Source organism: Flavobacteriales bacterium (genome assembly GCA_020635855.1).
Lineage (GTDB): Bacteria > Bacteroidota > Bacteroidia > JACJYZ01 > JACJYZ01 > JACJYZ01.
In genome coordinates this window covers 1,915,054-1,936,568 of the sequence record JACJYZ010000002.1, presented here as the reverse complement: position 1 = coordinate 1,936,568, position 21,515 = coordinate 1,915,054, and the positions used below count along the sequence as shown (strand labels likewise).

The following is a 21,515-nucleotide window of genomic DNA, read 5'->3' as shown; positions in this document are numbered from 1 at the left end:
GGTGAGCGAAGAGGAAGAACATATCGAATCCGACGAGAACGGAAATACCCCCGGTTCTGACGAACAGGTCGTACACCTGTCCGGCATGTACAAGGAGTGGTTCCTGGATTATGCATCCTATGTGATCCTGGAGCGTGCCGTGCCTGCCATTGAAGACGGGTTGAAGCCTGTGCAGCGCCGCATCCTCCATTCCATGCGCGAACTGGAAGACGGACGTTATCACAAAGTGGCCAACCTTATCGGGCATACCATGAAGTACCACCCGCACGGGGATGCTTCCATTGGTGATGCATTGGTGCAAATCGGACAGAAAGACCTGCTGATCGACTGCCAGGGAAACTGGGGGAATATCCTCACCGGCGACGGTGCGGCTGCCGCACGTTACATCGAAGCACGCCTGACCAAGTTTGCACTGGAAGTCGTCTTCAATCACAAAACCACCCAGTGGCTGGCTTCTTACGACGGCCGTGCCAAAGAGCCGATGTACCTGCCCGTGAAGTTTCCGCTGCTGCTTGCGCAGGGAGCGGAAGGTATTGCGGTGGGACTCTCCACGCGCATCCTGCCGCACAACTTCAACGAACTGGTGGATGCTTCCATCCGTGTGCTGCGCGGACAAAAGCCCACCTTCTATCCCGATTTCCCGACAGGTGGGATGGCGGATTTCTCCAACTACAATGACGGACAACGCGGAGGCAAAGTGCGTGTGCGCGCCCGCATTGCCAAGGATGATAACAAAACACTTCGCATCTACGAAATTCCATTCGGCACCACCACAAGCAGCCTGATTGAGTCCATCATCAAAGCCAACGACAAAGGCAAGATCAAGGTTCGAAAGATTGAAGACAACACCGCAGAACATGTGGAGATCCTGGTGCACCTGGCCACCGGTGTGTCGCCGGATAAGATGATTGATGCCCTGTATGCATTCACTGATTGTGAAGTTTCCATTTCACCCAATACATGCGTAATTGAGGCCGATAAGCCACGCTTTATCGGTGTGAGTGAAATGCTGCAGGTATCCACCGACAGAACACTGGAACTCCTGAAAATGGAACTGGAGATCCGCAAAGGTGAACTGGAAGAACAGTGGCACTTCGCATCGCTGGAAAAGATCTTCATTGAAAAACGCATCTACCGCAAGATCGAAGAATGCGAAACCTGGGAAGAAATTCTGGAGACGATCCACAAGGGATTGAAGCCGTACGTCAAAGACCTGGTGCGGGAAGTCACCGATGAGGATGTGACCCGTCTGACCGAAATCCGCATCAAACGTATTTCAAAGTTCGACAGCTTCAAGGCCGATGAACTGATCAAAAAACTCGAGGAGGAAATCAAGCAGGTCAAGTACCACCTGAAGAACCTGGTTGATTACGCCATCGAGTATTTCAAGAACCTGAAGAAGAAGTACGGCGAAGGCAGGGAACGCAAAACAGAGATCAAAACCTTTGATACCATCCAGGCAACCAAGGTGGCCGTGGCCAATGCCAAGTTGTATGTGGATAAGGTGGAAGGCTTCATCGGGCACGGACTCAAACGTACCGAGTCCGAATACGTATGCGATTGCTCCGACATTGACGACATCATCGTGTTCCGTGAAGACGGAAAAATGATCATCACGCGCATCACCGACAAAACATTCGTGGGCAAAGGCATCATCCACGCCGGCGTATGGAAGAAAGGGGATGAGCGCACGGTGTACAACATCATTTACCAGGATGGTAAGATGGGTGCGGCCATGGTGAAACGATTTGCTGTTACGGGCATCACCCGCGACAAGGAATACGACCTGGCCCGGGGCAAAGAGGGCTCACGTATCCTGTATTTCTCCGCCAATCCCAATGGGGAAGCGGAAGTGGTTACCGTGCACCTCCGGCCCAAACCCAGCCTCAGGCGTACACAGATGGACCTGAATTTTGCTGATGTCATGATCAAGGGACGTGGTGCCGGAGGCAACATCGTCACCAAAAACGCCGTGCGCAAAGTGGTGAAAAAGGAGGAGGGGATTTCCACCCTCGGCGCCCGCAAGATCTGGTTTGATGATGTGGTGCATCGCCTCAATTCCGAAGACAGGGGTACCTACCTCGGCCAGTTCCGGGGAGAGGATAAAATCTTCGCCGTATACCAATCGGGTAACTTCGTGCTATACGGCAATGAACTCAGTACACATTTCGAAGACGACCTCGTGCTGATTGAAAAACATCGTCCAGCCAAGGTTGTTACCGCCATTTATCTTGACGGTGAAAAGGGACTTTACTACGCGAAGCGCTTTACCGTAGAACCCGGGTTCCGCAACAAAACACTTTTTATTCCTGAAGAGAAGGATACGCGCCTGGAGATGGTTACCACCAAAAAACATCCGGTTGTTCAGATTTCTTTTTACAAGGAAAAAGGAAAAGACCGTGACCCGGAAGAGATCGACCTGGTGGAATTCATCGGTGTGAAAGGGTTCAAGGCCAAGGGCAAGATGCTATCAAACTATCGCATCAAAGACATTGTGCTGCTTGCATCCGAGGAAGAGGAAGAAGAGGAGGAGGAGATTGAAGAGGTAATTTTGGATGAAGCTCCCGACGAACAAATGCCTGAAAAATCCACCCCGGAATCAGACAAAGAACCGGATGCGCCTTTGACAGAGGTGCCGCGCAAAATTGTGCCTAAAAATCCGGGGGGTGCGAAAAACCAGATCAGCCTGGATCTGGAATAGCCACCTGCATTATTCTTCCAGTGTGAGTGCGTAAATGCGCGGCCACATTTTTCCGGTCACATACAACATGGATGTTGTCGTGTCATAAGCAATACCGTTCATTTCCTGACATCCGCTGTATTGCTCGCGGGTTTCCTCCGCCAGGCGGGTGAGGTCCATTTTGCCCGTCACCTTTCCTGTGGCCGGATCAATCCTTACGATCTCGTTGGTGCGCCATACATTCGCGTAAAGCATTCCGTTAACGAATTCCAGTTCGTTCAAGTAATCTTTTGCATATCCACGTTCGGTTACCTTCAGGCGCCGCACCACTTTCCAGTCTGCGGGATTAAGGTAGGTGATCACATCGGTGCCGTCGCTCATCACGAGGTGGTGGCCATCTGTGGTGAGGCCCCAGCCTTCCGGACTCGGAATCATGAATTCGCTCAGCTTGCGGTAGGTGGAGTCTTCATAAACGAAGCCCACACCACTCTGGTAGGTGAGCTGATATACCTTGCCGTTCAGAAAAGTGATCCCTTCGCCGAAATAGCGTTTCTTGTCAATTTCCACCTTGGTATCAATCACACCGGTTTCCATGTTCACTTCCCCGAACAGCGATCGTGTTTGCGGAAGCCCTTTCGTTGCACCGGTGCTCTCAAACAGTTTTCCTTTGTGAAACAGGAAGCCTTCGGTGAAAGCCTGTTTGTCGTGTGGATATGATTTCACCACGTTGAATGCAATGTTCGGTACGGGCGGAGTTTCAGGAGGAGCTGATGTATTAGTTCCCTGAGAGCTGCCATCGTTTCGGCATCCTTGCCATACCATGATGGCACATCCCAAGACCAACAGGTAACGGTAAACGCGGAAATATGGAATTGGAGGCATGGCGTGTTTCAACTGATTTTTCGCGCCAAAGGTAGCATTCCGCTGCATGACATGCCACATACGGGGCTGTTTTTTCGCCTGATCCGACTCCGGCCGTATGCGGTCAGGATGCAAAGTAACTCACCGTTAACAAACCGGCGACAAGAATGGCAAGACTTCCGGCAACCAAACCCGCCAGTGCCATCCATTTTCCTTTGTACAGATCGGGGCGTCTCCTGATATCCCGTAGCGCCCGCAAACTGGCAGCTATGGCAAGGATACCGAAGAAGGCGCAGACGTAAAACGAAACAGCCAGGCATGTCAACGCAAGCAAACCGGCGCTGAAGCCGACAACCGCCAATCCATGTACCCGTTGTTTCGGTTGGCCGGCAGGTTGGGGATCTTCCGGCTTAACCTTTGAAACAACCCGGGTATGTTCTTTTTCCGGGTGCAGGGATGTATGCAGGAATGTGCCAGGACGAACCGGTACTCCGGTGGGTGTGGTGTATTGGGGAGGTGGAGGAGCATACATGGGAGAAGCAATCGGGAGGGGTGCCATTGACCGCATAGGTTCAATTCCGGGTTGGGCATGTTTGCGATCGGAGTGCAGCGACCATTCCACATGGTATCCCGGCCGGTACATGCGTTTTTCAACCTGGCAGGAAGTTGCGAACAGGATGCAGCAAGTCATCGCCACCAGGCATACGGAATGCGGGGAGAGAACAGACGTTTCATGGCGCGAAAGCTTCCTCAAAAATAGGAAATCGGGTTGAGGTAAAACATCTTCTTCCAACCCTGGTGGCTGCTGTCGATGCGCCAGGGATATGGGATCAGTGTAACAATGGAATAGTGCAGGTGGGCGGGCTTTCCTTTGGCATTCCCGGAATTTCCTACCGTGCCGATCAGGGTTTGGTGATCTACGAAACGACCGGGTGACACCCGGCTTTCCTCAAGGTGGGCGTAGTAGTGAATACGCCATTTGGGCCCCAGCACCAGCACCACGTTGCCACCCATGCTGATTTCTCCTGCGAACACCACCACGCCGGATGTGGCAGCATGCACGGGCGTACCCTTTCGTGCGAAGATGTCAACGCCCTTGTGGGTAACGGATTTGCCCCATGGGTAAAACCAGAACGATTTGTGGTGATAGCTGTTTGGTCCGGCGCCTTCAACGGGCATGAGCAGGTCCTGCGGCCAGGCGAGTCCGCCAATGAGGATCACAAGAACGACCCATCGCCAGCGCTTTCTACGTGATTTATTTCGATGTTTTCCTGCCATGTCAAGGTTGATGGACAGAGTCGGTTGACATGGGTAGCATGTCCAGGGAATCACGGATGGCTTCCAGTCGTTGCCAGCGTTGCAGGTCATCGGGATGCAGCAACATGTCCCTGTAGGCTTGCTGGTAGGGGTTTTCTCCGGGCCAGAAGGCATACACCAGTTTTTCGTAAGGAATGGTCATCAACAGGATGCCGGCAACCAGCAAAGGGATGGCACGGGAAAGCATGCGTTTGACGATCTCCGGATATTTATTGGACAAAAAGAAATACCCGATTCCCGCACCAATGCCTGTTGCAGCTACTCCGAAACTCAACATCATACCCGACCCGGGCCAGAACATGATTTTAAACATAATGCCGGAAGTAAGCGTTGCCAGCACCCAACTGGATGCAAAGGCGACACCTGCGCCCGACTTGCGTTCACGCACGGATTTGAAGAACTCCCTGATCGTTTCGTTTCTGAGCAGAAGAATGCCCAACGGGAAATATAAGATGGCCAAGGTGGTCAAACCAAGTACGGATGCCATGCCTCCACCCGGGACGTGAAGCAGGCGCATGATGGTGCCCAGGATGGCAAGTACGGCGGCAAATTTTTCAGTGATGCGCATGGGGCTTGTGCTTATAAAACCATAACGGCGAAGATACCGGATTTGGTTGATGAATGGATGGTTGAATGTCCGGAAGTTGCTTACCAGCTTCCGCCGGCACCACCGCCGCCAAAGCTTCCACCTCCGAAACCCCCGAAGCCTCCGCCTCCGCCCCCGAAGCCGCCACCTCCACCACCGAAGAAACCGCCTCCGCTTCCACCGCCGCGTCGGTTGTTCATGGAGTTCAGGATCCAGAAGGCCGTCCAGAAAGAAAGGTCATTTGCTCGGGCGTAATGCCGGACACGGGAATACCCGATCAGCAGGACAAGGGATGCGATGCCAAGAACCATGAGGATGCCCATCACCACGGTGACTATTTTCTGACGTGCCTGACGTTCCTCCAGCTGACTCACGGTGATCTCTCCGCTGGCCAGTTGCATGAGTACGTCAGTCGCCTGATCAATACCGTCGTAATAATTGTTTTCCTTGAATTTTGGGATCATGGTATTTTCTACGATCCGTTTGCAGATCGCATCGGGGATGGCGCCTTCCAGTCCGTACCCGGTGGCAATGAAGGTTTTTCTTTCACCCGGGCTCACCATCACCACAATGCCATTTTTGAAATCTTTTTGTCCTACGCCCCATTGATTGCCCACGGCAATGGTGAACTCGGCGGGGTCATACCCGTGCAGGTCATCGGTGATGAGTACCACAATCTGGTTGGATGTGGTGTCATCGAAGGCAACCAGTTTGTTTTCGAGTTGGTAAACCTCGGACCTGGATAGTGTGTTTGTAAAGTCGTTGACCAGCGTAGGTGGACTCGGTCGTTCTGGGATGCCTTTCTTAAAAGGTGCTTCGGCATGAATAAAACCGAAGCATGCGATGAAAAGAAATAGAAATAGTTTTAGTTTCATGATGAACCTCCGTATGAGATCTCATCCGTCAACTCGTTTTTGTCATCGGATCTCAGGGGGAAGTGTGATTTCAGTTGTTCACCGGCCATGCGAATGCCTTCCGCCAAACCTTCCCCGTATTTGTTTTCCCGGAAGCGCGACACCAGGTGCTCGCGGATGTTTTCCCAGAAATTTTCAGGCACGGTTTTATTGATGCCTTTGTCGCCCAGGATGGCCAGCTTCTTGTCTTTCACCGCCACATAAAATAAAACGCCGTTGCTTTCGCGGGTAGCGGTCATGCCCAGCTTGTCGAACAGGAACACGGCACGGTCGATCACATCACCCTTGCAACGGTTTTCCAGGTGCAGGCGTATTTCCCCTGACGTATTGTTCTCGGCATCCCGGATCGCTGCCAGGATGCCGTTCTTTTCTTCGGGTGTAAGGAACTTCCGAATATCCATATCAGAACTTGACTTCAGGCGCTTTTGCACTGGAGGCTTCGGCTTCGAAACCCTGCATGGCTTCGAACTCACCGTCGTCGGCCATCCATCCTATGAAAATTTTCGCCGGGAATCGGCGCAGGTGTGTGTTGTACGATTTGGTGGCGGCGTTGAAGTTTTCCCTGGCCACGGCAATCCGGTTTTCGGTGCCTTCCAGTTGCGCCTGCAATTCCAGGAAATTCTGGTTCGCTTTCAGGTCGGGGTATTTTTCAACGGTCACGAGCAGGCGTGATAAAGCGGATGACAATCCGGCCTGCGCATCCTGGAATTTTTTCAGATTCTCCGCATTCAGGTTGGAGGCATCAATGTTCATGCTGGTGGCTTTCGCACGCGCTTCCGTCACCGCTACCAGTACATTCTCCTCATGATCGGCATAACCTTTTACGGTGCTTACCAGGTTAGGGATGAGGTCGGCACGGCGCTGATAGGTGGCTTGAACATCCGCCCATTCGGCCTTGACATCCTCCTGTAGTTTTACAGCTTTGTTGTAGGCATTGGGGACGGCGAAGATGAGGAAAAGTACCAGGAGGCCGCATACGCCCCAGATGATGTGGGATTTTTTCATGTGAGTGTTAAATGGTTTGTTTGCCTTGTTGTGTACAAAGCATGTTCCATTCAATGATCGGTGCCAATGTGGCAGGGATTCGGGATTCGAGGTTCGTTTCTCGGTGTCAACATCGAAAAATAAACCACGAATCGTCTTAAAATCTTCCCGTCAGCCGGAGGTTCAGCTGGCGTGATGTCAGGTAATTCGGAACGGCCCATTCCAGGTTGTCCACATCCTTGATCCAGAGATATGAGTTGGTGTTGTTCACCTGGAGCAGGTTGAATACCTCCAGGCTGAGCCACATGCTGTTGAAGTGACTGAAGAAACCTTGCGTGACGGGCTTGCTGTTTTCGCCGATCAGTTGCTTGCTGAAACCGATGTCTACCCTTCGGTACGGCGGCATGCGTTTGATGGCATCCGGTGTGCGTTGCGCATGTGGTGGCCAGATCGGCAGGCCCGTGCCGAAAAGCAGGTTCAGGTGTACTTTGTAGGTTGGGTTCTTGGGAAGGTAGTCCTGGAAGTAGATGCCTACGTTCACCCGTTGGTCTGCGGGGCGCGGCACCGAACCGATGGGGTGCGTTACCCCGCTGGTATCCATATAAGAGTCGTTGCTGATGTCTTCCCTGGTTTGAAGCAGGGAGAGGTTGAACCACGAATCGATGCCCGGAACGAATTCGCCGTTGATCTTGAAATCGATCCCGGTGGCATAGCCGGTGGATGTATTTTCGGCTGCATACCTGATGCGGAGGTTGTCTACCTGGTAGGGGATCAGGTTCCGGAGGTATTTGAAGTACACTTCGGTCACCCATTTGAAGGGGCGGTTCCAGGCATGGAAATATTGATCTGCGCCTGCGATGAAATGGATGGACGTTTGGGCCTTGATGTTCTTGTTCAGCTGGCCTTCGGTGTTGCGCAGTTCGCGATAGAAAGGGGGCTGATGGTACACCCCGCTGGCGAAACGGATCACGGTTTCCCTCTTCCAGTTGGGTTGAAAGGAGAGCGAGGCGCGCGGACTGAATAACCACTGTTCATTCACGTCCCAGTATTGGGTGCGTACGCCTGCCGAAAGCTCCATGTCGATGCTGTCATTCAGCGTCCAGGTTCCCTGCGCGTATCCTGAATAACGATGAGATGAGAGACCCAGCCTGGCTTTCGATACGTCGAACAGATCCAGTGTACTGCCTGTGCCATGAGGCAGGGAGTAGCCCGCCGAATCGATGAGCGTCCATTCACTAAGCTGGTCATGGATGAGTTCTTTGCCAACCTTGAAACCCCAGTAGTATTTGGCGTTGCCATCTTTGTATTCGCCTTTGTGTTCGGCGGTGATTACTGTTGCATCCAGATAGTTGCGTGCGTGGTTCAGGAAGGAGCCGACGCCGCGGTTGAAGGCTACATCACCGAAGTTATCCTTCCCATAATCGGTTTCCAGCTCGCCCAGGTAATATTGCCCCAGTATGTCGAAGGTCTCGCTTTCATATGTTTGGAATGCGCTGCTGATGAAACGCAGTTTCGTTTTGCTGTTGGGTTTGACGTTCAAGGCGAGCGCGCCGAAATAGGTATCGAATTCATCCACTTCTTGTCCTTCGAAAAACACCCTGAGCTGCAGCGCCTGCTTAACGGTTCCGAATTCTGTGGTTCGGCTTTGGGGTACCATGGTGTAGTGATTGCGTGACCAGTTGGTGAGGGCTTCCAGCTCAATTTCAGGCGTGATGTCATAGGTAAGCAGCGACTGGAAATCGGTGAAATAAGGTTTGTATTCACCGTCGGTGTCCAGGCTTTTCAATACGTATTGGTTGGTTTTGTAGCGGAGTCCGGCCACATAGGTGAACCGGTGATTGTCGGATGCATTTTCCAGGTGAACGCTGCCTCCGAGAAGCGAACCGGAAACGGAGCCACCGAATTTGAGCGGATCTTTGTAGCGGATATCAAGCACCGATGACATCTTGTCGCCGTACCGCGCCTCGAAACCGCCGGCGGAAAATCCCACGGAGGAAACCATGTCGGGGTTGACGAAACTGAGGCCTTCCTGCTGACCGGAGCGCACCAGAAAGGGTCGGTAGATTTCAATGTCGTTCACATACACCAGGTTCTCATCGAAGTTGCCTCCGCGAACGGAGTATTGCGATGACAATTCGTTGTTGGATGACACACCGATGCCCACCACTTTCAGCAGACCTTCGATGCCCGGATTCGGTCCGGGAAGGGTGGCTGCAGGTTTGGGGTCGATGCTGCTCAGCATGTGTCCCTGTCGCTTTTTGACTTTCTCGATGTCCACCGGGTTAAGCAATGTTGCTGAAGCTTGCAGGGTTTTGTCGAGCCGGCGCTTTTCCCCGCGCGGCACGGTAACCTGTTCGGTGTACATCCCGAATGACAAGTGCGAAAAAATGATGGTGGCGGGTTGGTTGGACGGGACCCAGATGTTGTAGCGTCCGTTTTCGTCGGAGGTGGTAACGTGGTCGGTTCCCTGAAGGTGGATATGCGCCGCTTCGATCGGTACCCCGTCCTGGTTGATCAGTCTGCCGTAGACCAGTGATGTATCCTGGGCTGCGGAACGGAAGGCAATGAAAGAGAGCAGCAGTATGAACAGGGAGCGGGCCAACACATCGGAATTTAATCCTTCTTGTTTTTGAAGTCGCCCCGCTTCCATGCCTGTATGAATTTCATCCAGGCGATGGGGTTCAGCAAATGGTTGGGAGGTAGCTGGCCAGCATAGTAAAGTCGCGCCGACTCCTGTTGCATGAAGTTCCTGTAGTTCATGTTGGCGGTCATCGGTGTAAGGTCATATTTCTCTGCCATGATCTGCTTGTTCAGGTTCCGTTCGGCCCTGGCCATGTCATCATCCGGTACACGCAGGTTCATGAATGCTTCCCTGAACTGTTCCTTTGTGGGCCAGGGGTAGATAACGGTCTCCGGCAGTTGAATCGTATCATTCTGTAAAGTTTGCATCAGCACATAACGATCTTTTGACAACGTATCCGGAACGATGAAATGGGCGGATTTGTATCCTACGGCTGAAAAGATAATGGTGTCTTGTTTGCGGGCGACCAGTGAAAAATATCCGAAGTAATCAGCTGTGGTTCCCCGGTATGAGTTTTTGATGAGGATGTTCACGAACGGGATGGGAACGATGCTGTCCGAACTGATCACCACCCCGGATAATTGAATCAGGTCCTGGCTCTCCTGTGCGCTCACTTTGGCGTTAAACAAGCAGCAAAACAGGGTCAGGTAAAATAGAATACGCTTCATAGTTCCGGTTTCGGTACCCTGTGTTGCCAGCCGGCGAAACAGGGTGTGAGGTCTTGCAGGTTAGTTGCCGCTCAGCATGACTGGCATCACCAGCATCAATACATCTTCACCTTCTTCGGTTTCTTTGGGTGCGAAGATGCCGGCGCGGTTCGGTTCAGACATGGTCAGCAGCACTTCGTTGCTGTCGAGGTTGTTCAGGATATCAACGATGAACCGTGAGTTGAAACCGATTTCCATGTCCTGTCCTTCATACTGACAGGCGAGGCGTTCGTTGGCTTCGTTGTTGAAATCCATGTCCTCAGCGGAGATGTTCAGTTCACTGCCATTCACTTTCAGGCGAACCTGGTGGGTGGTTTTGTTGGAAAAGATGGATACACGGCGGATGGAGTTCATCACCTGGCTGCGTTCCATGGTCAGCTTGTTGGGGTTGTTCTTCGGGATCACCGCATCGTAGTTGGGATACTTGCCATCGATGAGGCGGCATACCAACGTGAGTCCGTCGAGGCTGAAGCGGGCATTGGTTACGTTGAAGTCGAGCGTAACTTCACCTTCGGTTCCGGTAAGTGCATTGCGCAGCAGGTTCAGTGGTTTCTTCGGCATAATGAAAGAGCTGGACTGACTGGCCTTGGCATCGGTGCGGATGTAACGCACCAGCTTGTGTGCATCGGTGGCTACAAACGTGATGCTTTCCGGACTCAACTCGAAGAACACGCCCGACATCACGGGTCGGAGTTCATCATTACCTGTGGCAAAAAGCGTTTTGGCAATGGCACGTTCGAGGATATCTGCTTTGAGTTTGATGGTGGATGCGGATTCGATCTCCGGTACTTTTGGAAACTCATCTCCATTCTCGCCTGCCAGCTTGTATTTTCCCATCTCCGAAGATATTTCCACCGCATGTGACTTCGGGTCGATGATGAAGGTGAGCGGTTGATCGGCAAAAGTTTTCAGTGTATCCATCAACAGCCGCGCAGGTATGGCGGTCTTGCCGGTTTCCTTTCCTTCCACTTTCATGGTGGTGGTGATGGTGGTCTCCAGGTCTGACGCTGAAATCTGAAGCTCGCCGTCTTCCAGAACAAAAAGGAAGTTGTCGAGAATGGGTAAGGTGTTGCTGGTGTTCAGTACGCCGCCTATCTTCTGGAGGCCTTTCAACAATGCATTGCTGGATACGATGAATTTCATAGTGCTTTTTCTTTATCAATCAACCCCTGGACATCCGGGGCCACACAAATATAATCGAAGTCAGTCTTTCATCAACTGACCTCTTTTTCTTTTTTCAGGAATTCCTGCATGGGCAACAGGATCTTGTCGAAAACAAAATATTGGATCAACACAAAATCCTTGTTGTCATGGATCAGACCGTACAACCTGTCCACATCATACGGAAGCGGGTTGCCCTCTCCGTCGAGCTTGCCATTGGCAGGCCTGAGAAAGGTTTTGATGCTGTAGGTTTTGCCTTCAAGGTCTGTGATGGTAAGAACGTTCAGTGGGGTAGAGGAGATGACAGAGTCGATGAACGCCGGGTCGAGTTGAGTGGCAGGCGCTTCATAGTTCACTTTCCGGAAATGGAAGAAGTACTGCTCCACCATATCCATGTCGAGGTCCTTTTCTTCATACACCTTACCACTGGCAAGGGCCTTCAGTTCAAACTTCTGTTGGGTCAGATCATGGGTCAGCTCCCATGAGTTTTCCGGTGTATGCGGGCTCTCGAGCCGGATATTGGTGATGGCCCTCGGCTCCAGGTTGAAGATTTCCCTGCTGCGCCAGTCGTCGGATTTGGCGAAGTAACGGGTGGAGAGGTAACCGTCAAATCCCGGGATGTACATCACAAAAGGACGCTTTGCATTCTCCAGCATCATATAGGTGCCGAGTTGGTCGGGCGTTTCTCCGCCAACATAATACACCTTGAGTTTTTCGTCATCACTGTAAATCTCGATCTTGACCGACCGGCTGGCAAGCTGCTTGATCACCGTATTGTATGCGGCTTTTCCAACCGGCGCCTTCACCCGCAGGTTGCGGATCGTTTCCAGCAAGGTATGGATGGCGTCTTCCCTGGCCTCGTATTGGTTGTTCACCATCCAAACACCGAACTTGTTTCTTTCCAGCGTAACGCTGTGTTCTTCCTTGTCGGCCAGAAAAATCCTGGTAACCGACGCCGTGTCGGTCACCTCAAAATCTTTCAGGTCTTCGCGGATGGTGCCTGAACCGGATCCGCGGGAAAGAAGGAAAGCGGCAATGGCCAGCACAATTGATAGGGCAACGATCAATAAAGTTCTTCTCTTCATGCTTCAGGTGTCGACGGATTTTTTTGTGATGATGCAGACGTGCTGCGGCCGTACTTTTTCCTGCGCATCCAACCGAAGATAACGGCGAAGATCAGGATGAGCAGTACGGGGGCACCCATGTTGAAGGCTTGCCAGGTACCAACTTGTTCGCTGAGTTTCTTCTTGTCCATCAGGCGCAGACGCAACTCCTTGGAACGTACTGTGAAGAGGCCCGATTTATCTACCATGTAGTCAACGGCGTTCAGGATGAATGTACGGTTTCCATACGGTTGCCGTGTATATCGGTCCTGGTCCATCGGGTAAATCATGCCCGTACTTTTCTTCACGTCGTTTCTGATCACATCACCGTCGCCCACCACGATGATGGTAGTGGGTTCTCCTTCCTCCCGGAATTTGATGTCTTGGCTATGCAGCAATGTTTCGGGCAGGCGGTTTTTGAAAACCGATTCAAATTTGCCTTCCAGCAAAACACCCACCGGAATGCTGCCATGGTTGTACAGCGCGGGGTCCATGTCGTTCAGCACCTGGAGGCTCACGCGTGCCGGTGCGTTCATGATGCGGCTGTATGGAGATGTGCTGAGAAGAATGGTTTTGTGTATGTTCGGACTTCCCACCGTGTCCACCGAGTTGGCGAATTCCATTTTGATGCCATCCAGGTTCTTTACAATGGGGTGTTGAGAACGAGGGAGGATCACCGGGAAGAAGGGCCAGGGCAGGAGCGACTGTTGCGGCATGCCGTTCATCTGCCCGGTAACCACGGGAATCTGTGCAGCCAGTTGGGCATCCATCACCAGGTTGTTGTTGATGCGTGCACCATACTTGAACAGCATGTCAGCCAGGTTCACATCCACTGCAATGCCCGGTGCGAAGTTGGAGGTCCGCAGGCTGTCCATGCTGGTATATACCGCATCCAGCAGGAACAGGGCCTTGCCTCCGTTCATGATGAACTGATCGAGGATGTATTTGTCTTTTTCGGAGAAGGCGGAATCGGGTTTGGCCACGATCACCACATCGGTGCCGTCGAGGCTGTGGAGTTGGCCGTCCATTTGAACCCGGTTCACGGTGTAAGCGTCCGACAGCCAGGTGGTGATGTCCTGTACATCGGTTTTGTCCAATTCGCCGTGTCCTTCGATGAAGGTAACGGTGGGTTTCTTGGGTTGGGTGAGTTTGTGGATGGCATTGGCCAGTTCGAACTCGATGGTTTGCACTGAGTTGTTGAGAACCACTTCCGGAGGAACGCCGATCTTGTTTTGCAGCAGTTGAACCGGTAGTTCGCGGCCGCGGTAACTGATGATGGCGCCGGGGAAGATCACTTTGCTGCTTTCGCCGGCGTCCAGTTTTTCCTGGTAGTTGGTGGGTTTAAGTCCTTTTGAAACCAGTTGCTTGAAGATGTCTTTTTTCTGATTGTCATCCGCACCTTCGAACGGGTCTACGAATTCATACTCCACATTGTCGCCGGCATACACGCGAAACTCATCCAGCATTTCCCGGGTGGCATTCCTCAGGTTTTTAAATCCGGCGGGGAATTCACCCTCGAGGTATACGCGGACAAAAGCCACGTCTTCCATGTTCGACAGCATGTCTTTGGTTGCCGGCGAGAGCGAGTACCGTTTTTCGGAAGTGAGGTCGAGTCGGGTGAATACATAGCTGCCTACTACATTGAGCAGCACGATGATCACCAGGCTCAGCAGGAGTTGGATCAGGTTTTGCCGTTTGATGTCTTTCCTTTTCATCCTACCACTTCCTGCTTTCAAGAACAATTTTGGTCAGCACCACGAAGATGGCACTGAAACCACCGAAGTACAACACATCCCTCGTATCAATCACACCCCGGCTCATGGAATTGTAATGGGCATCGATTCCCAGCAACTGCACCACCCGGTCTGCCGCTCCCAGCCATTGCATGGTGCTCACCGATTCAAAACCGTAGTAACAGAAAAAGCACAGGAACACCGACAGGATAAACGCCACGATCTGATTTTCCGTGATGCTGGAAGTGAAGATACCGATGGCCACAAACGAACTGCCGAGGAACAGGAGCCCGAGATAGGATCCCCACAGACCGCCGAAGTCCAGGTTGCCCGGAGGATCGGCAAGCACGTATACGCTGACAATATATAACAGGGTGGGGATGAGGCTGAATAACACCAGCAGGAGCCCGGCGAGGTACTTGGCGAGGATGATCTGCAGGTCAGTGAGCGGTCGGGTCATCAGCAACTCAATGGTTCCGATCTTTTTTTCATCGGAAAAGGAACGCATGGTGATGGCCGGAATGAGAAAGAGGAATACCCAGGGGGCGATGCCGAACATGGGAGCCAGGGTAGCGAACTGGGCATTGAAGATGTTCGTGTCCTGGGGAAGCAACCACAGGAAAAGCCCGTTGACCACGAGGAAAACGATGATCACGATGTACCCGATCAGGGAGTACAGGAAACTGTGGATTTCTTTTTTCAGCAGGACGAACATTGTCTGGGCATATACCGGTAGGGAACGTCAAAAATATAAAGATATGGTAACTGCTGTTTCATTTGCCGGCAGGAGTTATCCACAGGAATTGTGAAAAAGAACCGGTGACGGTGTGAGGCTTTGGTGCCCGGGCAAAATATACCTCGGGTGCGGTGCGTGATTTTCCAACTGCCTTGCGTACCTTTGCGGTCCTACGAAAATGCCTTGAATTATGTCACAAACCATTCAGATCACCCTGCCGGACGGATCGGTCCGGTCGGTGCCTGCGGGAACCACGGCGCTTGATGTTGCGAAGTCGATCAGTGAAGGACTTGCCCGCAATGTACTGGCAGCGAAAGTCAATGATGAAGTGTGGGATGCCACCCGACCTATATATAAGGACGCCACCCTCCGGCTGCTGACATGGGATGACAAGGAAGGGAAGTCTACCATGTGGCACTCATCCGCACACTTGCTGGCGGAAGCGGTTGAAGCGCTGTACCCCGGTGCCAAATTCGGAATAGGGCCACCCATCGAGCATGGTTTTTATTACGATATTGACCTGGGTGACCGGGTGCTTTCAACGGAAGAGTTCGAGAAAATCGAGTCGAAGATGAAAGAGTTGTCGAAGCAGAAGAACACCTACGTTCGCCAGGAAATCGGCAAGAAGGATGCCATCGACTACTTTACAAACAAAGGAGACGAGTACAAGCTGGAACTGTTGCAGGACCTGGAAGACGGGAAGATCACCTTTTATACACAAGGTAACTTCACTGACCTGTGCCGCGGGCCGCACATTCCGGATACCGGCTTTATCAAGGCCATCAAAGTACTGAGTGTGGCGGGTGCTTATTGGCGGGGAGACGAGAAGCGGAAACAGTTGACCCGTTTGTATGCCATTACCTTCCCCAAACAAAAAGAGCTCGACGAGTACCTTGAGATGCTGGAGGAAGCGAAGAAACGCGACCACCGGAAGCTGGGAAAAGAACTTGAGATATTCACTTTTGATGATGATGTGGGTCCGGGCCTGCCGTTGTGGTTGCCGAAAGGTGCCGAGATGATCGAGCAATTGGAAGCTTTGGCAAAAAGAACCGAACGGCGTGCGGGTTATGTGCGGGTGCGCACACCGCATCTGGCCAAGGAGTCGATGTACCTCACCAGCGGTCACCTTCCTTATTATGAAGATTCGATGTTCCCTGCGATGGAGTTCGAAGGCGGGAAGTATTACCTGAAGGCCATGAACTGTCCGCATCACCACAAAGTATATGCTTCCCAATCACGCAGCTACCGCGATTTGCCTTTGCGTGTGGCTGAATACGGTACCTGTTACAGGTATGAAAAGTCGGGAGAGCTATTCGGACTGATGCGTGTGCGGTCATTGCAGATGAACGACGCCCATATCTATTGCACCAAAGAGCAATTCGCGGATGAATTCAAAGCCGTGAATGAAATGTACGCGAAATACTTCCGCATCTTCGGAATTGATAAATACCTGATGCGTTTCTCAACCCATGCACCCGAGAGGTTGGGCAAGAAGTATGTGGACATGCCCGAATTGTGGAAGGAAACGGAAGACATGGTGCGCAATGTGCTGGAAGAATCCGGGGTTCCTTATGTGGAAGTGGCGGACGAAGCCGCTTTCTACGGACCCAAGATTGACGTGCAGGTGTGGAGCGCCATCGGCAAGGAATTCACACTGGCCACCAACCAGGTGGATTTCGCGCAGCCGCAGAGTTTCAACCTCACCTATACCAACGCGGATAACGAGCATGAACGCCCCATCGTAATTCACCGGGCACCGCTCGGTACCCACGAACGCTTCATCGGTTTCCTGATTGAGCACTACGCGGGCAACTTCCCACTGTGGCTGGCACCTGATCAGGCGGCCATTTTACCCCTCAGCGATAAGTTTGCCGATTACGCGCAAAAACTTTTACAATTGTTAAAAAATTCCGATATTCGCGCCTTTCTTGACCACCGCAGTGAAAAAATAGGTCGCAAAATCCGTGATACGGAGATGAAAAAAGTGCCCTATATGCTGATTGTGGGAGAGAAGGAAGCCCTTGAAAACACAGTATCCGTGCGTAAACACGGAGGAGGTGATCAGGGAACCATGACCATAGAGGCATTTGTTAAAATGGTCAAAGAGGAAGTCGCCGCCAGTTTGGAGGAGACTTCTTTACAAGTAAATGAAGTTTAACCCAAAACTGTAAAGACAATAGCTGGTCCAAGAAAACCCTTCGTACGTCGCGTAAAGAAAAGGGAACATTTGATAAATGACGAGATCAGGGCCCCCAAGGTAAGGCTCGTCGGCGATGATGTGGAACCTGGAATATATCCCATCCAAGAAGCCCTGAAAATTGCTGATGAAGCAGGTTTGGATCTGGTTGAGATCGCTGCCAAAGCGGATCCCCCGGTTTGTAAGGTGATCGACTACCAGAAATTCGCATACGATCAGAAGAAGAAGAAGAAGGAACTGAAGGCGAAGGCTTCCAAGATCGTGGTGAAGGAAATCAGGTTCGGTCCGAATACGGATGAGCATGATTTCAACTTTAAAACTAAACATGCATTGAAATTCCTGCAGGAAGGCGCCAAGATCAAAGCCTTTGTGCTGTTCCGGGGAAGAGCGATTGTTTATAAGGACAGAGGTCAGATCCTCTTGCTGAAACTGGCCCAGGAACTGGAAGATGTTGGAAAAGTGGAGCAGATGCCGAAGCTGGAGGGAAACAGAATGATCATGTTCATTGCGCCTAAGAAATAAAATTTGGAAAGTCGAAACACCCTGTTGTTATGCCTAAGATGAAAACAAATTCCAGTGCCAAGAAAAGGTTCTCCTTTACCGGCACGGGTAAGATCAAAAGAAAGCATGCTTTCAAGAGTCACATCCTGACCAAGAAAGCCACCAAAAGAAAAAGAAACCTGACCCAGACCACATTGGTTCATCCAGCGGATATGGGGAACGTGAAAAGAATGCTTGCCGTCGGTAAGTAAGTCAATCGGTGTTTAACCCGGCATCCAGCTTGCAAGTCCCTTCGAGAACGGGCGCTGTCTGCCAAAATATGTAAACCATGCCAAGATCAGTCAATTCCGTAGCGGCGAAAGCCAGAAGGAAAAAGATCCTGAAACAAGCCAAAGGCTATTTCGGAAGAAGAAAGAATGTTCATACCGTTGCGAAGAATGCGGTTGAAAAGGGATTGAAGTATTCCTACATCCACAGACGTGCCAAGAAACGCGATTTCCGTGCCCTGTGGATCCAACGTATCAATGCCGGTGCCCGCCTGCACGGATTGTCTTACTCCGTTCTGATTGATAAACTCAACAAGAACAATGTGGAGATCAACCGGAAAATGCTGGCTGAAATGGCCATGAACGAACCGGAAGCATTCAAGTCACTTGTTGAAGGACTGAAGTAAAAATATATCGCTTTCAAATGAAGAAGGCCGTCCCAATCGGGGCGGCCTTTTTTTTTACCACCTGTGAGCCGGCCGTCTTTGAGGCAGACCGGTCACAATGACCACTTAAAGTTTTTGAACTTTGTCTAACAAGGTTTCCCGGAAAAGTTTTCCTATGGGTACTTCCTTCTCACCGATCTGCAGGGTACTCGCCTGGATGGATTTGATGTGGTTGAGGTTCACAATGTAAGATCGGTGTACACGACAAAATCCGTAAGGAGACAGTTTTCGCTCGATCTCTTTCATGGTACGGTTGATAATGTACCTTTTCTCTTTGGTGTATAACAGTATATAGTCCTTCAATGCCTCCACCCACAATACTTCCGACAGGTCAATACGCTGAAAATTTTTTCCGGTGTTTATGAAGATTGGGTGCAATGGTGTGGGATTTTTTTACCCTCCTACGCTGCGGATGGGATTTCGTTTCAAATTCCTTTACGGCTAGGTAGCATTACGTAACCCCTGGTGCGGTTAGGAAAATTGCAAGTTCCGTCGTTGGCATAGATAGCGCTGCATCCTGCACGGCCAGATACCCTTTTTTAAACCTTTGTTAAATTTTTGCCACCGCCGTTGTGTCGAATTCATACCTGTTCGTTACATTGTAAAAGATGAAAGTGATGCGTGTATTGGTGGCATGGGGTTCAATGATCCTCATAGGTTGTGTTTCCCTGAAGGCCCAGGAGATATTGCCCAACGGAAGTTTTGAGGATTTCTCCCAGGGGAGGCCTGATGCCTGGCGTCAACCTGAACCACCCTTCTTTCACTACACATTCGGAACCAAGGAAAGTCCGGCTGAAGACGGCCAGTTTTATAATGGCCTCTGCGTTCGCAACTCCATGCTGAACGAAAACCTCCAGGTTCCCCTCAACCACCCCCTGGCCAAAGATTCACTTTACTGCTTCGCCATGCAGTGGCGTGTGAACCCGCTTCAGAAGAACGGATTGTCCAACCTGAAACATATGTCCCTTTTCTTTTCCGAGGATTCGATCTACGTAAAAGGAACCCGGCTGCTAAGTTTGCCTCCACAGGTTGATCTATCCACCGCGGCCCTCAATACCGAGTGGTCTTCTGTGGAGGGTAATTACTGTGCACGAGGAGGAGAGGCATATATGCTGCTGGGGGCCTTTGCGGTGCCCAGAGAAATCACAAAGACCTATCAGCCGGAAGATTTCACCAATGTAGATGCCTACCTGGCAGAACGCTTCAGTCAACTTGATGCACAACAGGAGAAGGAAAAGGAAGCATTTCACCACGAACGGGACAGCCTGGTGGCTGTTGTTCGGAATTCAATGTCCGAAGACCCATCTTCCAAAAAGAAAAACAAAAAGAAAAAAGACAATGTGGATGTCCGTACCCTCATCGGTGAACTGAACATGAAAGAGCAAATGCTGCCCCAGCGATTTGCCGACCAACGCAAGCAGGTCATGCAACACCTGGTCGATTCGCTGGCCGGACGACTGGTTGGATCGGATGGTAACCCCGGGTATGATGTGCGGGTGGAATTCGATCACCTGTCGCTCATACCCTGTGCCGATCAGGGAGAAATACCGGTTGCCATAGCAACCCCGGAAACATTCCCAGCACCTGAGGACGGTGCCATTGAACTGCGTGATGTGCTTTTCGAAACGGCCCAGGCCACACTGGTTCCTACATCGGTGCATAGCATAGACAGCCTGGTGCATGTACTGGAACAACAGCCGGATTGGCATGTGAGGCTGCTGGGGCATACGGACATCGCAGGTGACGAACGCAGCAACTACGATCTGTCCAATCGCCGCGCGCAGGCTGTGGCCGACTACATGGTAACATCCGGCATTGCAAAGGATCGCATCAGCTGGGTGGGCTATGGCAGCAGCCGACCCAAGTATCCGAACGACAGCAGCGAACACATGCGCCGCAACCGTAGGGTGGAGTTCATCCTGGAGAAATGAGCAGCTACAAAAAAGCCGGAAGGTTTCGCTTCCGGCTCGTCTGCATGTTATGATTTTTTTCCGAAGACCCTTTTCAGGAGATCCGTTACCTGGGCGGCAGGATTGGTACGGATCTTTTCCTCCTCTTGCGCAATCAGCTTGAAGAGGCCGTCCATTGCCTGCTGGGTCACATATTCATCCAGGTCGGGGTTCATCTTCTCCACCATGGGGATCTTGTTGTAGGCTTGTATCAGCGGAGACCAGTATTTGGTCAGGTTCACGCTTTCCGTTGCGTCATGTACCACCGGCTTAAAGGTGTCATGCAATTGTGAGGTGGTCTTTTCCTGTAAATATGAGGTTGCCTGGTTGTTCGAGCCTTTCAGGATGCCCATGGCGTCGGTGATGGTCATTTTCTTGATCGCATCAATGAAGATGGGTGCCGATTTCTTGGCCGCTTCTTCTGCGGCCCGGTTCAGCGTGAGGGTGAATTCATCCACCTGTTTGCCCATACCGATTGCCCGTAACTTTTCTTCCATCTTTTCTGCTTCCGGAGGAAACGGAATATGTATCAGGGGGTTCTTGTTGAACCCGTCTATGGCGGATGCTTTGCCGGATGAGTTGTTTGTGCCTACCTCCAGTGCCTCACGGAGTCCGCGGGCCACTTCATCTTCGGTGAGCGGCTTTTCAGTTTTAAGGATGTCGCCGAGATCGCCGCCTGCTGTTTTCTCCAGGTCTTTCAAAAGCTTCTGAGAACAGGCTTGCAGGGCGAGGCCGCAGAACAGGGCAGCCATGATATGGGATTTCTTCATGATCTTCTTTTTCCTTGATGAAG

General features: G+C 51.6%; 21 protein-coding genes. 6 read left to right on the top strand and 15 right to left on the bottom strand.

What is annotated here, in order from left to right; genetic code table 11:
• Position 1 precedes the first annotated feature (1 nt).
• Positions 2-2,701 (top strand): DNA gyrase/topoisomerase IV subunit A, encoded by a 2,700-nt coding sequence (locus tag H6585_08005; protein ID MCB9448271.1) that lies wholly within the window; start codon positions 2-4, stop codon positions 2,699-2,701.
• 9 nt (positions 2,702-2,710) lie between these two features.
• Here the strand turns inward: H6585_08005 and H6585_08000 are convergent, their stop codons facing one another.
• The 13 genes from H6585_08000 to gldF all read right to left on the bottom strand — a co-directional run bounded on the left by H6585_08000 (position 2,711) and on the right by gldF (position 15,342).
• Positions 2,711-3,562, bottom strand: a complete 852-nt coding sequence (locus tag H6585_08000; protein MCB9448270.1) for a glutaminyl-peptide cyclotransferase — start codon at positions 3,560-3,562, stop codon at positions 2,711-2,713.
• 103 nt (positions 3,563-3,665) lie between these two features.
• The gene (locus H6585_07995; GenBank protein MCB9448269.1) at positions 3,666-4,295 is read right to left on the bottom strand and encodes a DUF4190 domain-containing protein; all 630 of its coding nucleotides are present in this window, start codon (positions 4,293-4,295) and stop codon (positions 3,666-3,668) included.
• Positions 4,292-4,720 (bottom strand): M23 family metallopeptidase, encoded by a 429-nt coding sequence (locus H6585_07990; GenBank protein ID MCB9448268.1) that lies wholly within the window; start codon positions 4,718-4,720, stop codon positions 4,292-4,294. The genes H6585_07995 and H6585_07990 overlap by 4 nt, the downstream gene beginning before the upstream one ends.
• Positions 4,721-4,820: 100 nt before the next feature.
• Positions 4,821-5,426: a hypothetical protein gene (locus tag H6585_07985; GenBank protein ID MCB9448267.1), complete on the bottom strand. Its 606-nt coding sequence runs from the start codon at positions 5,424-5,426 to the stop codon at positions 4,821-4,823.
• 80 nt (positions 5,427-5,506) lie between these two features.
• Positions 5,507-6,319 (bottom strand): TPM domain-containing protein, encoded by an 813-nt coding sequence (locus H6585_07980; protein MCB9448266.1) that lies wholly within the window; start codon positions 6,317-6,319, stop codon positions 5,507-5,509.
• On the bottom strand, positions 6,316-6,759 hold the full coding sequence (locus H6585_07975; protein MCB9448265.1) for a TPM domain-containing protein: 444 nt from the start codon (positions 6,757-6,759) through the stop codon (positions 6,316-6,318). Before H6585_07975 ends, H6585_07980 begins: the two co-directional genes overlap by 4 nt.
• A 1-nt stretch (position 6,760) precedes the next feature.
• On the bottom strand, positions 6,761-7,363 hold the full coding sequence (locus tag H6585_07970) for a LemA family protein (protein MCB9448264.1): 603 nt from the start codon (positions 7,361-7,363) through the stop codon (positions 6,761-6,763).
• Positions 7,364-7,499: 136 nt separating this feature from the next.
• The gene (locus H6585_07965) at positions 7,500-9,992 is read right to left on the bottom strand and encodes a carboxypeptidase-like regulatory domain-containing protein (protein MCB9448263.1); all 2,493 of its coding nucleotides are present in this window, start codon (positions 9,990-9,992) and stop codon (positions 7,500-7,502) included.
• Entirely contained in the window at positions 9,956-10,591 is a 636-nt protein-coding gene (locus H6585_07960; protein ID MCB9448262.1) for a carboxypeptidase-like regulatory domain-containing protein, read from the bottom strand. The genes H6585_07965 and H6585_07960 overlap by 37 nt, the downstream gene beginning before the upstream one ends.
• Before the next feature lie 60 nt (positions 10,592-10,651).
• Complete coding sequence (dnaN, locus tag H6585_07955) at positions 10,652-11,773, bottom strand: DNA polymerase III subunit beta (GenBank protein MCB9448261.1); 1,122 nt, start codon at positions 11,771-11,773, stop codon at positions 10,652-10,654.
• A gap of 71 nt (positions 11,774-11,844) precedes the next feature.
• The gene (locus H6585_07950) at positions 11,845-12,876 is read right to left on the bottom strand and encodes a DUF4340 domain-containing protein (protein ID MCB9448260.1); all 1,032 of its coding nucleotides are present in this window, start codon (positions 12,874-12,876) and stop codon (positions 11,845-11,847) included.
• Entirely contained in the window at positions 12,873-14,609 is a 1,737-nt protein-coding gene (gene gldG, locus H6585_07945) for a gliding motility-associated ABC transporter substrate-binding protein GldG (GenBank protein ID MCB9448259.1), read from the bottom strand. Before gldG ends, H6585_07950 begins: the two co-directional genes overlap by 4 nt.
• 1 nt (position 14,610) lies before the next feature.
• On the bottom strand, positions 14,611-15,342 hold the full coding sequence (gene gldF, locus H6585_07940) for a gliding motility-associated ABC transporter permease subunit GldF (protein MCB9448258.1): 732 nt from the start codon (positions 15,340-15,342) through the stop codon (positions 14,611-14,613).
• Between the two features lie 211 nt (positions 15,343-15,553).
• Here gldF and thrS point away from each other — a divergent pair, with 211 nt between their 5' ends.
• The 4 genes from thrS (at position 15,554) to rplT (ending at position 18,734) form a co-directional block, all read left to right on the top strand.
• Positions 15,554-17,521: a threonine--tRNA ligase gene (gene thrS, locus H6585_07935; protein ID MCB9448257.1), complete on the top strand. Its 1,968-nt coding sequence runs from the start codon at positions 15,554-15,556 to the stop codon at positions 17,519-17,521.
• 72 nt (positions 17,522-17,593) lie between these two features.
• Positions 17,594-18,082 carry a translation initiation factor IF-3 gene (locus tag H6585_07930; GenBank protein MCB9448256.1) on the top strand — a complete coding sequence of 163 codons (489 nt, stop codon included), beginning with the start codon at positions 17,594-17,596 and terminating at the stop codon, positions 18,080-18,082.
• Positions 18,083-18,111: 29 nt separating this feature from the next.
• Positions 18,112-18,312 (top strand): 50S ribosomal protein L35, encoded by a 201-nt coding sequence (rpmI, locus tag H6585_07925; GenBank protein ID MCB9448255.1) that lies wholly within the window; start codon positions 18,112-18,114, stop codon positions 18,310-18,312.
• A 77-nt stretch (positions 18,313-18,389) separates the two neighbouring features.
• On the top strand, positions 18,390-18,734 hold the full coding sequence (gene rplT / locus H6585_07920) for a 50S ribosomal protein L20 (GenBank protein MCB9448254.1): 345 nt from the start codon (positions 18,390-18,392) through the stop codon (positions 18,732-18,734).
• Positions 18,735-18,839: 105 nt separating this feature from the next.
• Here the strand turns inward: rplT and H6585_07915 are convergent, their stop codons facing one another.
• Positions 18,840-19,151, bottom strand: a complete 312-nt coding sequence (locus tag H6585_07915; protein MCB9448253.1) for a LytTR family transcriptional regulator — start codon at positions 19,149-19,151, stop codon at positions 18,840-18,842.
• 230 nt (positions 19,152-19,381) lie between these two features.
• Between H6585_07915 and H6585_07910 the strand changes: the two genes are divergently transcribed.
• Positions 19,382-20,704, top strand: coding sequence for an OmpA family protein (locus H6585_07910; GenBank protein MCB9448252.1), 1,323 nt, complete (start codon positions 19,382-19,384; stop codon positions 20,702-20,704).
• A 47-nt stretch (positions 20,705-20,751) separates the two neighbouring features.
• Here the strand turns inward: H6585_07910 and H6585_07905 are convergent, their stop codons facing one another.
• On the bottom strand, positions 20,752-21,495 hold the full coding sequence (locus H6585_07905; GenBank protein ID MCB9448251.1) for a DUF4197 domain-containing protein: 744 nt from the start codon (positions 21,493-21,495) through the stop codon (positions 20,752-20,754).
• Between the last annotated feature and the right edge of the window lie 20 nt (positions 21,496-21,515).